This is a genomic window from Peribacillus sp. NPDC097675, from assembly GCF_050277655.1.
GTDB lineage: Bacteria > Bacillota > Bacilli > Bacillales > DSM-1321 > Peribacillus.
In genome coordinates, this window is sequence record NZ_JBNNSK010000002.1 from 160,945 (window position 1) to 175,380 (window position 14,436).

The 14,436-nt window shown below is 36.3% G+C and carries 16 protein-coding genes; 2 read left to right on the forward strand and 14 right to left on the reverse strand.

Annotated elements, in window-relative coordinates; genetic code table 11:
- Positions 1–58 precede the first annotated feature (58 nt).
- The 7 genes from ACQKL5_RS04030 to ACQKL5_RS04060 form a co-directional block, all read right to left on the reverse strand.
- Entirely contained in the window at positions 59–487 is a 429-nt protein-coding gene (locus tag ACQKL5_RS04030) for a DUF2621 domain-containing protein (RefSeq protein WP_427606739.1), read from the reverse strand.
- 84 nt (positions 488–571) lie between these two features.
- Positions 572–877, reverse strand: a complete 306-nt coding sequence (locus ACQKL5_RS04035; protein ID WP_427606740.1) for a DUF3219 family protein — start codon at positions 875–877, stop codon at positions 572–574.
- A gap of 119 nt (positions 878–996) precedes the next feature.
- Positions 997–1,224, reverse strand: coding sequence for a sulfurtransferase TusA family protein (locus ACQKL5_RS04040; RefSeq protein WP_427606741.1), 228 nt, complete (start codon positions 1,222–1,224; stop codon positions 997–999).
- A gap of 33 nt (positions 1,225–1,257) precedes the next feature.
- Positions 1,258–2,310: a YeeE/YedE thiosulfate transporter family protein gene (locus ACQKL5_RS04045; protein WP_427606742.1), complete on the reverse strand. Its 1,053-nt coding sequence runs from the start codon at positions 2,308–2,310 to the stop codon at positions 1,258–1,260.
- A gap of 229 nt (positions 2,311–2,539) precedes the next feature.
- On the reverse strand, positions 2,540–3,016 hold the full coding sequence (locus ACQKL5_RS04050; RefSeq protein ID WP_427606743.1) for a CcdC family protein: 477 nt from the start codon (positions 3,014–3,016) through the stop codon (positions 2,540–2,542).
- Positions 3,017–3,129: 113 nt separating this feature from the next.
- Positions 3,130–3,489 (reverse strand): response regulator, encoded by a 360-nt coding sequence (locus tag ACQKL5_RS04055; RefSeq protein ID WP_427606744.1) that lies wholly within the window; start codon positions 3,487–3,489, stop codon positions 3,130–3,132.
- 202 nt (positions 3,490–3,691) lie between these two features.
- Positions 3,692–4,399 (reverse strand): cytochrome c biogenesis CcdA family protein, encoded by a 708-nt coding sequence (locus ACQKL5_RS04060; protein ID WP_427606745.1) that lies wholly within the window; start codon positions 4,397–4,399, stop codon positions 3,692–3,694.
- Between the two features lie 238 nt (positions 4,400–4,637).
- Here ACQKL5_RS04060 and ACQKL5_RS04065 point away from each other — a divergent pair, with 238 nt between their 5' ends.
- The gene (locus tag ACQKL5_RS04065) at positions 4,638–4,814 is read left to right on the forward strand and encodes a Spo0E family sporulation regulatory protein-aspartic acid phosphatase (RefSeq protein ID WP_427606746.1); all 177 of its coding nucleotides are present in this window, start codon (positions 4,638–4,640) and stop codon (positions 4,812–4,814) included.
- A 108-nt stretch (positions 4,815–4,922) separates the two neighbouring features.
- Positions 4,923–5,681, forward strand: coding sequence for a polysaccharide deacetylase family protein (locus tag ACQKL5_RS04070; RefSeq protein ID WP_427606747.1), 759 nt, complete (start codon positions 4,923–4,925; stop codon positions 5,679–5,681).
- Between the two features lie 851 nt (positions 5,682–6,532).
- Here the strand turns inward: ACQKL5_RS04070 and ACQKL5_RS04075 are convergent.
- The 7 genes from ACQKL5_RS04075 to tkt form a co-directional block, all read right to left on the reverse strand.
- Complete coding sequence (locus ACQKL5_RS04075; protein ID WP_427606748.1) at positions 6,533–8,005, reverse strand: aldehyde dehydrogenase family protein; 1,473 nt, start codon at positions 8,003–8,005, stop codon at positions 6,533–6,535.
- The gene (locus tag ACQKL5_RS04080) at positions 8,005–8,580 is read right to left on the reverse strand and encodes a hypothetical protein (protein WP_427606749.1); all 576 of its coding nucleotides are present in this window, start codon (positions 8,578–8,580) and stop codon (positions 8,005–8,007) included. The genes ACQKL5_RS04075 and ACQKL5_RS04080 overlap by 1 nt, the downstream gene beginning before the upstream one ends.
- Before the next feature lie 48 nt (positions 8,581–8,628).
- A complete protein-coding gene (locus ACQKL5_RS04085; protein ID WP_427606750.1) occupies positions 8,629–10,071 on the reverse strand; it encodes an APC family permease in 1,443 nt (480 codons plus the stop codon).
- A gap of 131 nt (positions 10,072–10,202) precedes the next feature.
- Positions 10,203–10,397, reverse strand: a complete 195-nt coding sequence (locus tag ACQKL5_RS04090) for a hypothetical protein (protein WP_427606751.1) — start codon at positions 10,395–10,397, stop codon at positions 10,203–10,205.
- An 812-nt stretch (positions 10,398–11,209) separates the two neighbouring features.
- The gene (locus tag ACQKL5_RS04095; protein WP_402967024.1) at positions 11,210–11,425 is read right to left on the reverse strand and encodes a YneF family protein; all 216 of its coding nucleotides are present in this window, start codon (positions 11,423–11,425) and stop codon (positions 11,210–11,212) included.
- An 84-nt stretch (positions 11,426–11,509) separates the two neighbouring features.
- Complete coding sequence (sirA, locus tag ACQKL5_RS04100; RefSeq protein WP_427606752.1) at positions 11,510–11,935, reverse strand: sporulation inhibitor of replication protein SirA; 426 nt, start codon at positions 11,933–11,935, stop codon at positions 11,510–11,512.
- Positions 11,936–12,237: 302 nt separating this feature from the next.
- Positions 12,238–14,244: a transketolase gene (gene tkt, locus ACQKL5_RS04105; protein ID WP_427606753.1), complete on the reverse strand. Its 2,007-nt coding sequence runs from the start codon at positions 14,242–14,244 to the stop codon at positions 12,238–12,240.
- Between the last annotated feature and the right edge of the window lie 192 nt (positions 14,245–14,436).

The following is a 14,436-nucleotide window of genomic DNA, read 5'->3' on the forward strand; positions in this document are numbered from 1 at the left end:
AAACGTTCTAATTATTACCACAAGTCATGAAAAAAAGGCATACTCCAAGAGTATACCTTCAGCTAAATAAATGCTGATACGGATCCATATTCACTTTTCGTTCCGTCAACTTCTTTTGTAGAAATTTATGATCCCGTTTAGGCGTGGCAATGATATAGCCACGAATCACCAAATCTTCTGTTATATCTGGCGCCTTCTCCTTTAATGCTAATTCCCCTATCTTACCGGCAATTTTGTGACGTGCGACATCACGAAAAAGTTCCGGTACAGGACTCACTAAATCTTCAAGTAAATCCTTTTGTTGCTGAGACCATAAGTGATTGGTTTGCTCCAAATAATATTCTTCCCAATCCATATCTGATTTCCCATCTTCTTTCGGGAATCTTTTCAAGAATTTTCGAAACATGAAAAAACCACCAATGCTCATTAACGTCACTAAAAGGACTACCCAAAAAAGAATGAACCATAAAAACCAGCCTCCTAGCAAAGAACCACCTCATATGTATAAATTAATTAATCGTTACCATTATTATAGACAGTAACCCATTTCTTTACAAGGCTGGTAATGAAATCATTCTTGAGAGTCTACTTCAATTAACGTAAGGGAAAAATCCCCCACAGCATTTTCTTCATATAAATTCGTAAGCGATGTTGAATAATTGAAGATTTCTGCTCGATACTCTTCCCTTGTCTCTGGAATCTTTAATTCAAAAACCATTTGATAGAGCAGCGTTGTGATATCATGATACTCCTCGCTCGTTACTTTAAAATCAAAACTTACTTTTCTGTACTCTCCACCTTCAGAATCTTCCACGGATTCTGCATGAAAATTAGTGACATGCAGTGAAACATCATTCAATACAACTTCATCAACCATCTTATCAACAACTCCTTAATATAGATTAAAGTTATGTTACCACTCCTGCTGCTTAACGCCAACGATTTTAGCTTCAAAATAAAAAAACGTGCTCAGGATATTCCTGGCACGTTTTCAAGTTACTTACCTTTTTTTACGATTATACGCCACTTGGCATCATCGATTTGTTCAAATTCCGTAATTTCATGCCCTTCCGTCGCAGCCCAGCGTGGGATGCTTTCTGTAGCTTGCGTGCAATCGAAATTAATAATTAATTCTTCCCCTTTACCCATATCCGCAATAGCTTCTTTTGCTTCTACTAATGGAAATGGACAGACCATTCCAGATGTTTCTAATACCTTTGCCATTAAAATCCACTCCTTAAACTAATATGATAAAATTCAGGCTACCTTTGAAGCTCTTGAATCCTTTTGCTTACGGATGATAGTGAAATAAACCGCTACCCATGTTCCTAGTAAGAAAAAGACAATGGCAACCCAGCCCTGCCATGCAAATAATGCTGAATTTACAAGTCCATTACCAATCGTGCAACCACCGGCAATGCTTGCGCCAAATCCCATGATTACTCCACCAATAGCATTGTTCCGTAAAGTCTTCACATCTGGCAGTCTCCAACGGAATTCCCCACTCCCTTTAGCTGCTATGAACGAACCGAGGAAAATACCCAATACTAAAAATGTGCCCCAGTCGATAAGCGCATTTTCACCTGTGATAAGGAACGTTAATATGTTTGCGGAAGGCGTTGTAATACCTAGTCCGAACATTCTCCCTGTCATCGCACTTAGAGGCCAGGCCATAATCGCAATCAACCCTACCAGTACAGCAGTGACAAAAGGATGCCAGCGTTTTTCAAATAAAATATGTGCTAATCCCGTTTTCTTCGGTTTCATTTTAAAAATAGGAAGTTTAGGCTTTTTCAATTCCCTGATGACTAAAATCCCTACTATGATTATTAAAGCGATGATAAGTACCCATGGTGAAACATTCAGTGTTTCATGAATATAAGTATCATTCGTACGATATGATACTAAATGATCACCCGTAGCTTTCCATACACCGTACTTCGTCATCGCAGCTCCAAGCATGTATCCGAAAAGGGCAACCCAACTGCCAATCATACCCTCTCCAGCCCGATACCATGTACCTGTCGCACAACCACCGGCAAGAACCATACCGACACCAAATATAAAGCCTCCAAGGATAGTTCCTAACCATGGAAAGCCATCATTTCCAAACTGAATTACTCCTGTATCTCGTAATGCATACACACCGATACTTTGTATAGCAATGACTATGAACGTTGCTAAAAACATTCGACCATCTCTAGCTATAAGCAAATCACGATATGCGCCGACAACACAGAAACGGCCTCTTTGAAGCACAAATCCCAGCAGTAAACCACAAATAATTCCTAAAACAATCATTTGTAACATGAACCGTTCCCCCCTAATGAAACAACAATATTATCAATATAATATAATTCACATAAAATTACTATGCTTTTAATAAAGTTTTTTCAATAAACTTATTTTTGTACATAATAATATACAATTAATAGAAAACCATAAATTAACTTTTATACCAAAATAATAAAGTTATCACACAAAAAAACACATCTATCCGTAGATACATGTGTTTTTTCTTATTCGTATTCGGTAAGATTCATACCATTTTACCCTCATTAAAATAGGCAGCTTTGACCTTTTTATATTGGTAAAGCATGACAACTCGCCAAGGGACAATCATACCAAAGGCAAGAAGGAAAAACATCCCTCCGAGTACGCCAATCTCAAGCGTACTTCCTAAGATCAGTTTGGCTACTAGGCGAATTACAACAAGACCGATTAATATGAATACAAACGCTTTCGAACGTTGGATGTATATTTGTTCATCCCGGACTTCGAATTTTGATGTCTTAATTAATAAGATAGAAAATATCATGCCAGCTATAAGAGCTTCTAAAAGTTCAGCCCGCGTAACTTGAAACATTGGAAAAAGAAACATTAAGGCACCTGTACTCATGAAAACCGGCGGTAAAATAATCTTTTTGGCATTAACAGGTCTTTCCGTTTCCTTCATTCGCAACTTAAAAACAACGATAGCCATTACAATAGCCATTCCTGTTGTAAAATATATCATTTAACTCATCCTTTTTAACTAAGTTAAGTAAGTACCATCACAATAAAATTATATAATATTCATAACCTTATCCAAAGTATATAGTACCTAATTCAGATAAACAAGGCGAGTAATCAATCAAGCACCCGATTTACGGCGTCCAAGACACGGCTTTCATCAAAAGGCTTTACTATAAAGTCCTTTGCACCTGCCTCAATGGCTTCGACCACCATTTTTTGTTGTCCCATGGCTGAACACATGATCACCAACGCAGAGGAAAATTCCTTTTTGATTTCCTTAACTGCATCCAGTCCGCTCATTATCGGCATGGTTATATCCATGATAACCAAATCAGGATTCAGTTTACGATATAATTCAATCGCCTCGTTTCCATTTTCACCCTCACCAACCACTTCATGACCTGCTCTAGTTAATATATTTGAAAGTGTCATTCTCATAAATTTAGCATCATCAACTACTAATAATCGGGCCATAGCCGCTCCTCCTCATTTCACACAACAAGCAGAACAAATAAAAGATATCTAAAAATTTATATATTCATAGAATATCTAACTTAAGTCCTAAAATCAACGAATTTTCCATAAAAAAACAAAATAAACGCCTTAATAAAAGAGACTAAAGCCACATCAGGGATAAAATCTAATCCAAAAGATTATATTAGTTACAATTTGTGTACTAAAATCCAATAAATCCACCGAATAGTGTAGTTAAAACAGCAATGATTTTAGTCATCCAATCAAAAAATAAAATAATGCCCATTACAATCATCAAGTATCCACCGATTTTCATGATGTAACGACTGTATGTTTTTATCCACTTTAATTTACCTATAAAGAACGATAAAATAAAAAACGGTATAGCGAACCCTAATACATAAGCAATCATATAGTTCATAGCAGCACTAGGGTTAGTGGCCCCTAGAGTCACAACCGTACCTAAAAGAGGGCCCGCACAAGGTGTCCACCCAGCGGCAAAAGCTAGACCAATCAGAACAGAACCAATATAACCACCAGGACGATTCTTGAATTCAAAGCGACTATCTTTCATTAAAGACTCCGGTTGGAAGATCCCCACGATAAACAACCCGAAAAGGATAATTAATATGGCTCCAATTTGTCGAATTAATTCCTGGTAATCCGAAAAGAAAGAACCTAGATATGTAGTACCGAATCCTAGCGCTATAAATACCAAAGAAAACCCTAGCAAAAAGAACAATGTGTGTAACATGCTCCTTCTTTGCAACATGGCATTATCTGATTTAATTTCTCCTACACTCATACCGGTAATATAAGATAAAAAGGCTGGATATAACGGTAAGCAACATGGAGAAATAAAACTTAAAAACCCAGCTCCAAATGCTAAGAAAATATTAATTTCATTCAACTACTTCCACTCCTATGTAAGTCAACCTATAAACATTGTAACAAATAATATAAAAAAATACATTTTTGGAATTTAAATTTTTCATGAAAATATAAAAAAAGCTGAATAAATAATTATTTAAACATGAGATAAACTTATTTGATATCAAACCACCAAGGCCTTATAATTGTTATATTCATACATATTTTACAACAAACCTTGAAAACGCCACTGCATTCGGATTTAGAAAGGAATAACTATGTCAAAAAGTAATGAGTGTCTTGAACAAATAGAATTAAAACGACGTGAACTTATTGCGATTGTCGCAAGAAACGGACTGAGCTCTCACCTTGCAATTGAGCTTAGTCAACAGCTTGACCAATTACTAAACATGTATCATAAAAAATACTATAAAACTGGCACTGAACTTCGCTAATCCTCTTTTCTAATGCTCATACCATAAGCCTTTATTCTCCTTTCACTCACAAATAATTAAAGGGAAACTTCACATACTAAATATATAGCCGTATTTATGGAGTTGATTATGTTGAAACCTATAATTATTACTTTAACCCTTCTCACCTTTCTTTGCTTTGTCCATTCTATCGGTGCCAATGCGGCAACGCAAAGTAGAGAGAATTATGAAAGCACAGGGAATGTTATTTGGGAAGTAAAAACTCATCAAAAAATCGTTGCCATTACATTCGATGATGGACCTCATCCAGACTATACTCCTCAAATTCTGGACTTATTAGCAAAATACGATGCAAAAGCTACTTTTTTTGTGGCTGGAAACAAAGTAAAAAGCTATCCAGATGTTTTAAAAAGAGAAGTCAATGAGGGACATGAGATTGCAAACCATACTTATACGCATCCCTATGACAGAAATATAAGCGCCAATAAACTATCATCTGAATTAGACAACACAGATAAAATAATAAAGAATCTTTCTGGCTATAGGCCCTCTCTTTATAGGCCTGTTGGTGGTCTTCACAATGACACAATCATTAATACTGCAGTTAATAAAGGATTTAAAGTCGTCCTCTGGTCTTGGCATCAAGATCCCAAAGACTGGGCAATGCCTCCAGCCAGTAAAATATCAAATCATATTATCAAAGCCTTACAACCAGGAGATATCATTTTGCTTCACGATTGGAGCGATCGCCCACAAACAGTCCAGGCCTTAGAGACAACTCTAGATTACCTTTATAAGAATGGGTATGAGTGTGTAACCGTATCAGAGCTTTTGTATCGTTCACATTTGAAATTCCCCGAATTTTTAATGGATATTCCCGTCCAATAAAGTTCTATCTATTCGAATAAACAATGCTTTTATCGGCTTGAACAATTCTATTGAAAATAAGTCATTAGATTAATATCTAAAAATCGTAAATATCAATCGAGTTTTTGTATTTTTATATATGAAAACAGTTATTTCATATTTTAAAAAACAAAAACGGATTCATCGTCAAAATTTCATTAATGAACGGCTTAGTAGCTGGAGCAACTGGTTGTCTCCTTATGAATTTGGGACATCCAGTTTTTTTATTTTCAAATCCATAAATTTATCGATATATTAATTGTATCTCTACCCTTAAGAAAAACCTTGCGCCATTTTTAAAAAGGCATTCTCCCCTTCTATGATTCCCAACAACACAAAAAAACTTCTCCCATAGATCTGTTAGAGAAGAGGTTTCGGATTGATTCGATAAAAGATTTTTGATGAAAGATTCACTCTATAAGGTAAGTAAGATTTGCTACTGCTTAGGATTTAAGTTTTATGTGTCAAAAGTATTGACTCAAATCTAGGATTAATCTTGACAAAAAAAACTGGATGAATTGAATAAAGTATTTTACTACCCATTTGGAGTGAATGAAGATATAAAAGGTATTATTTTCAATTTAGATTGTAGTGAGGAAGATGAGGTTCCAGAATATATTGTCAAAGAGTTTCATTAGGATTTGAAAGAAAATGAAGAATATGTCTGTCTTTTTTGTAACGTTACGATGTATGGTCGAGAAAGACCCAAGTGAATACTCCTCAATTGGGTCGTGATTTAAGAAACGTTAGCGATTTTGTTCTTTAGGTCTTGCCTGCTTTACCAGTAACAACATAAATTTACGGAGATTTTACTTTTTTATTTCATTTGCTAGTTAAGGAGTATTTCCAAACCAGTTTGATGGCTTTGGATGAATTGAAATATTTATTTGTTTAGTTTCTAAGTATTCTTCAAATCCGTATGTTCCCAACTCCCTGCCAATACCACTTTGTTTATACCCACTCCAAGGAGCTTCATTGAATGTATTATGATAAGAATTAATCCACGTAATTCCAACACGCAATTTACGAATGACGCGTAATGCCTTTGAGCCATCTGATGTAAATACTGCACCTGCTAAACCATATCTGGTTCCATTAGCCAAAATAATAGCCTCTTCTTCAGTTTCAAAAGTTTGTATGACTAACACTGGGCCAAATATTTCTTCTTGAACAATTCTCATTTCAGGTGTTGCATCAGTGAAAATGGTAGGGGCAATAAAATAACCTCTAGAAAGTTCTTCATCCTCTATTTTATATCCCCCACAAAGCAATTTGGCTCCTTCATTTTTTCCTATATTGATATAATTAAGTACTCGATTCATATGATTTTCACTGATAAGCGGTCCCATTTCAGTGCCTTCCTTTAACCCTGGCCCGACCTTTATCTCTTGTGCGCGTCGCACCAACTCCGGAACGAACTTATCATAAATTGATTTTTCTAAAAGTAAACGTGAGCCTGCAGAACAAACCTGTCCCTGATTGGCGAAAATCGCGTATAGAGCATGATCAACAGCTGTTTCAAAGTCTGCATCCGCGAAAACAATATTCGGAGATTTCCCACCCAATTCAAGTCCTACTTTTTTTATCGTTTCCGCTGCACTCTTCATAATTCGAATGCCCGTTTCTGTTCCTCCTGTAAAAGCAACTTTATCTACGTTCGGGTTACGGGCGATTTCAGCACCGACTGTAGCTCCAGGGCCTAAAACAAGATTAACTACACCTGGTGGAAATCCGCATTCATTGATTATTTCAAATAGCCGAATTAATGTAAGTGGAGTGTTTTCAGCCGGTTTAATAACGATAGTACATCCTGCAGCAATAGCTGGTGCGATTTTTTGTACAGCCATTACTAGTGGATAATTCCATGGAATTATCTGCCCTACAACACCGACTGGCTCTCGAACAACCATAGACTGCATATCTTCTGGTACATCAAAAGTCTGTCCTTTTGGTTTAGTAGCTAGGCCTGCGTAATAATGTAATTGATTGATTGCATCATGAATATCATATTTAGCTTCCCTATAAGGCTTTCCGTTATTTAACGTTTCTAATTGAGCAAATTCTTCTACCCTATTAGTTAATTTATCAGCCACTTTATAAAGTAAATCCGCCCTTGAACGAGCACTCATTTCTGTCCATTCACCTCTATCAAATGCCCATCGTGCAGCATTAATCGCTATTTTCACATCCTCTACTGATCCATCTGCTACAAGGGTAATTACTTCACCATTTGCTGGATTAATAATATCCCTTGTTTCCCCCTTGACTGCATGTAGCCATTTCCCATTGATATACATCTTCTTCATTAAATAATCACTCCTTTTTGCACACTTTTTATATATTTACCTATTAGATTTATTAACTGAACGGTCCCTTTAACTTCTTCTTGATTCGGTTTTCTCGCATAAAAAATAGGAGGGATTAGAACGGTAATATAATCACCATAATTAGGAGCGAAATCTACAAGCCAGTTTTGATTTTCCTGATTAAAATAAATTTCTATCTTTTCAAAATCAATTAAATGGCAAATGTCTATTATTTCTTTATTATTGTTCAATATATCAGCCAGTTCTTGATGACCAGAACTAGAAACAAATTGCGGGTTCTTCCTAAATCCAGAGGCATAGTTAAGCTGAAGTTTAATATGTTCGCTAAGGGGAAGACCCTGCCACTCGAGTCTCCATGTATAAATGTAAACTAGGCCCATTAATTTATTGATTTTTCTATGGTACGCTTTTAATTGAATAGCACCATATTGGGAACCATCAAAAAGTATCTCATTCTTCTCTTTTGAAATAATAGGAATATTATTTTGGAAGATATTCGTAATATCTACTAGTGCTCTTTCTGCACGTTTGTCTATAAAACTATAAAACCCCATCTGTAAAATCCCCCTCAACTATACCCCATAATTCAACAATGTTTACTTTCATTTTTTCTCCCTGATTGAAAATGAATCTTCCATTTCCGATGATACTACTTGAGCAATTGAAACTGTTTCACTTCTTTCTATTATTTTATTGTGGATTTCATCTAGTGAGACAGGCTTGAATAATTTTTGTCCAGTTATCTTTAAAAAGGCTCCTCCAAAAGCAACAATAATCGCAAGTGTAATTAAAGAAATTTTCATAACAAGGTGATCAACGTAAAGTGTATATATCATATATATACAAGCCGGTATTCCAATTATTTGAGGTAGAGGATAAAGCGGACTTTTAAAAGGTCGTTCTTTCTGTGGATATTTACCCCGCAGTATAATAACATTAACTTGGGCTATAATGTAGGACATTAACCATGAGGCACATGCCACAGAAATCATTGTCGTAATAAAGTTAATATTAGCATCATTTATTCCAGCATATAATAAAACGATCATAATTAATCCTGTTACAAATAAAATACCATACCAAGGAGTACGAGTCTTTGGATGCAAATAAGAAAAGAATTTTGGTAGCATGCCTTCTTTGGATAAACCATAAAGCATTCTTGGAATGGCCATTAAATACGTATCACACGTTGTAATAGCTGCAAGTATAGAAACAATGCTCATTAATACAAGACCTGAATGGCCTAACATTGCTGTAGCTCCATCAATATGAGGAATCGTCGATTCAGCCAAAACATCTAGCTTAATATATTTTGAAATACCAAGACCAAAAAACAGATCGACTAACCAAATCGTTAAACATGCAAAAATCATTGCTAGAGGAATTGTTTTCCCAGGATTTTTAACTTCTTCAGCTAAAGGAGCCACAAATTCCATTCCTATAAACAACCATATTGCAGCACCAAGTGTACCTAATTGACCAGACCATGCCATTGTTGAAAATGGCGGTTGTTCAGCCAACTGATGTTCCAATCCGATACCAGACATCCCCCAAAGACCTATTAACCCTAGGAGTGCCATCATTCCAATCGCCATTACCGTTTGCACTTTGGCAAATACACTTACTCCTGCCAGATTAACTCCCACTAATACTGCCAATAGAATAGATACAGATAAACCCCACGGAATGCCTGTTAGAGTCTCAATACTTTTTCCGCCTACTATCATATTGGTTCCGCCATCAGTCCCAACTAAAATGATATAGCCCGCAAGTACTGCGAATATAGCGGGGAGCTTTCCTAAGGCAGGAGTTGTATATTCACCAATCATTCCAGCTCCTGGAAGCATAGCAGCAAGCTCTGAGTAAGAAAAAGCTACACACATTATAACAATTAATGCCAAAAATGCGATAACACTAAATGCAGGACCGCTTACTCCATAACCGTGACCTAATGTAACCATTGCCGTCCCGGAGACTACAAGACCTACAGAAGCTGAATAAGCTGTCCAAAATCCTAGTGTACGGTTTAATTTGACTCCACTCATCTACCATACCTCCTGCATTATTATATTTTAATTTCACTAGCTTCATTCTTTATAGAAAAGCTCTAAATAATCTTCTTTTAAAGCAGGAAGCGGGTTACTTGCTGCTGATACATTTTTCGTTGCACCTTCTGCTAAGTAAGGAAATTTTCGGGGTTTATATTTTTTAAATCTTTCATTTTCGGAATGCCCACTTTACTAGAAAGTTCTTTTAAAAGTTCGACACCTTCTTGAGCTACCTGTTCTGCATTTCTTCCTTCGCTGGATACCCCAAGCTGTTCTGCAAGAATGGCATGTTTTTCAATATTAAATGGAATATTGTTTTCCAATACACATGGTAGCAAAACAGAGTTCACAATACTGTGGGGTATATCATATCCCCCCCTAAGGCTTCCGCCATACAATGGGCCCATGTAACATCTGAATTTCCATTTTGGACGACAACCATAATAAATCAAAGTAGATTGAATATTCATTTAATTCATTATATCTTTAGAAGAAAAGCGCATTCATTAGACAGTATGTAATTTAATCCTCAAAATTCACACAACACTTTGTTAATTACGTAGTAGTAACCATTTACAAAGTTTCATCAGCTTTAACCTTTTTAGTAATGCTAATGGATTTAATGTAAATGATTTTTGCAATTGAAATTGCATATCAATATCAACGTACGCTAACGGGCTTAATACCATTAACTGAAAAAATCTAATTGTTTTCATAAGTCCAACACTAAAGAAGATTCTAATTAATATGCCCAAATGAGGAAGCAATATTTTAAGGACAAAATATTAAAGAGGACTGTTTCTATAAGAGAGTATCCACCAAATACATCAGAGCCTTCTTAGTGTAAAAATTTTCTTTCAAGTATTTTTAGGTTCTATACTCCTAACTCTTGTTAGTCATTGTCTTCCGTGATTACCTCGTGCCTAACAGTAATAGAAATATTCTTCAAAAACCATAAAAAATACCACCTCTCTGTTAATCTTTCAACAGAATGGGTGGTATTAGAATAGAAATATGAAGGATTAACCAAATAAAAAGAAAAATCCAAGGAAGGATTCAGTCTTTGACTTATCATGCCCATCTGAACTTCATCTTTGTACTGATATACCATCAAAAAACCTTGATATGTAAGGTTTTATTTTGTTTGTTGTTTATTCATAGCGCTCATCATTTGATTAATTTTCTTTTGGGACGGTTTCATACCCATTTGCATCATCATCATTTTCAACATTTGTTCGTTAATTGGCGGATTTTTCTTTAAGTAATCCATCATGTATTTACGAGCGATGAGAAATCCTAGCACTATTCCTAAGATCAATGCTAGTACGCCAACTAGAATGTAAACCCACATACTATTTCCTCCTTCATGTTGTCTAACATCAGTGTACTAGACCAAAGATTATTATACAATACCCGCTAGGGAAAAGTCCCCCATTTAGACAAATTTTCTTTCTTTTATTGGTTTTAACCAGCCATATTTTTTGTGGTCAAAATCGATTGCAAGAAAACCTGCTTCACATTTACGAATACATTCGAAGAAAGCAGTCTCCGCTTCATAATCACCTTCTGCTTTGAGTATGATGGAATCGCCTTCAAAGGTTAAAGCCGCTTTACTTGTGCTTGTACCGTTTGTTTTTTCTAAATAGTATTTACCGTTTTGTGACCAAAAATTCATTTTTTTCTTTAACCGTTGTTCAATAACTCCCTGTAATTGGATCACTGGAACTGTCTTTGTAATATATTCAATTTGTTTTTGCAAAATACTCTTCAGTCCATCCTTTGCTTGAATATATTCTAAAAACAAATTGAAAAAAAGCTTCTCCCTGCCATAATAATGATGGGCAAATTCATCTTCAATCAAAAAAATCTGATAAGTTCTCATAAGCCTATACCTCCCTAGGATTCCTATTTATGAACCAACACATTATTTTAGTATTTGCCCGGTAATCTTATAAAGGTTCCCCCTATATGTGACACATGGAAACAATAATATATTTATTCTTATTATATCTTGACAAATTTATAAGATATGTTGTTTGCTGGAGAAATTTTAATCTTTTTTTGTCGAATGTAAGATATTTCCCTTAATAATTTATATTTCTTCATTATATAAGAAAAAAACTGACACCATTTGAAATGGTGTCAGTTTTTAACTAATCAATATTATTTTGCAAGCATTGCTTTAACACGGGACACGACATTCTCAACGGTAAAGCCAAACTCTTGCATGATTTTACCACCAGGCGCTGAAGCTCCGAAATGATTAATCGCTAATATTTCTCCTTCATCACCCGTATAACGATCCCAGCCAAACGGTGAAGCCACTTCTATGGCTAGACGTTTTTTAACTGCCGGGTTAATCACACTTTGTTTGTATTCTTTTGACTGAGTTTCGAAGCGATCCCATGATGGCATGCTGATAACAGAAACTTCAATTCCTTCTTCAGCTAATGCTTTCTGTGCTTCAACAGCAAGGTTAACTTCAGAACCTGTAGCAAGCAGTAATGCGTCCGCTACCTCTTTTTTAGAATTAGATATGACGTATGCACCTTTTACCACACCTTCATATGCTGCTTCAGAAGTATCTTTAATAGTTGGCAATCCTTGGCGTGTTAATACAAGTGCCGTTGGTTTATCTTTAGTCTCCATAGCAACTTTCCAAGCTGCAGCTACTTCATTACCATCAGCTGGACGGATCACACCAAGGTTCGGCATGGCTCGTAAAGAAGCTAGTTGTTCTATAGGCTCGTGTGTCGGACCGTCTTCACCAACAGCAATGCTGTCGTGGGTGAAGACATACGTAACTGGAAGCCCCATTAAAGCCGCCATCCGAATAGCAGGACGCAGATAATCAGAGAATACGAAGAATGTTCCGCCATAAACCTTTAAGCCACCGTGAAGCATCATACCGTTCATTGCTGCTCCCATAGCGAATTCACGTACACCAAACCAAATATTACGTCCACTGTAGTTTCCAGGTAATAAATCTGTCGCGCCTTTGATAGACGTATTATTGGATCCTGCTAAATCGGCTGAACCCCCAATAAGGTTTGGAAGCTTTTTAGCTAATGCATTCAACACCTCTCCACTTGAAGCACGTGAAGCCAGTGTCTTACCTTCTTCATAAACTGGAATTTCCTGATCCCAGTCAGCAGGCAATTCACCTTTGATAGCTAACTCCAGTTGTTCAGCAAGTTCTGGGTAAGTTTCTTTGTAATCATTAAATAGATCGTTCCATGCTTGTTCTTTTTTACTTCCTGCTTCGACGCAAGACTCATTAAAGTGTGTATATACTTCATCTGGAACATAAAAATCTTCTTCGAATGTCCATTTGTATGCATCTTTCGTCAATTTCATTTCATCAGCACCAAGAGGCGCACCATGTGCAGCCGACTTACCAGAACGATTCGGAGAGCCGTACCCAATTACTGTTTTCACTTCAATTAATGTCGGACGGGCCTCGTCCGTTTTTGCTTCTTCAATGGCTTTTGCGATTTCTTGTAAATCATTACCGTCTTCGACACGCAAATATTGCCAGCCATAAGCTTTGAAACGGTCAGCTACACTTTCACTAAAGGATTGGCTTAAATCACCATCAAGAGATATATCGTTCGAATCATATAAAACGACAAGTCTTCCAAGCTGAAGGTGACCTGCTAAAGAAGCTGCTTCAGCTGAAACGCCTTCCATTAAATCTCCATCACCACAAATACTATATGTATAATGATCAACCACATTATAAGAGTCACGATTGTAGCTTTCAGCCAGGTGACGTTCTGCCAATGCCATACCTACAGCCATTGCAATTCCTTGACCAAGCGGTCCTGTTGTGGCATCAACTCCAGCTGTATGTCCATACTCAGGATGTCCAGGAGTTTTACTGCCCCATTGGCGGAAACTCTTTAAGTCATCGATAGTCAATCCATATCCTGATAAATGAAGAAGGCTATATAAAAGCATAGAGCCATGTCCTGCCGATAGAACAAAACGGTCTCTATTGAACCATTCAGGATTTTTTGGGTTATGATTCATATATTCAGTCCACAGTTTATATGCCATAGGAGCTGCACCCATAGGCATGCCGGGATGACCGGAATTAGCCTTTTCAATAGCATCAATCGATAATGTACGAATTGTATTAATAGAAAGCGCATCTAATTTATCTAACATGTGTAAAACATCCCTTCCTGTAATGTACATCTTTATATTATATTGACATGGTTAATATCACAACTAAAATAACCATTTCTTTCACAGCTATTTCAATTTTCTACTATTTTAAGAATTACCATAGTTAGCTTGAACTAAAAAAGAGAATACATACATCGATGCATTCTCTTTTTTACTTAATATTTCTTAAGA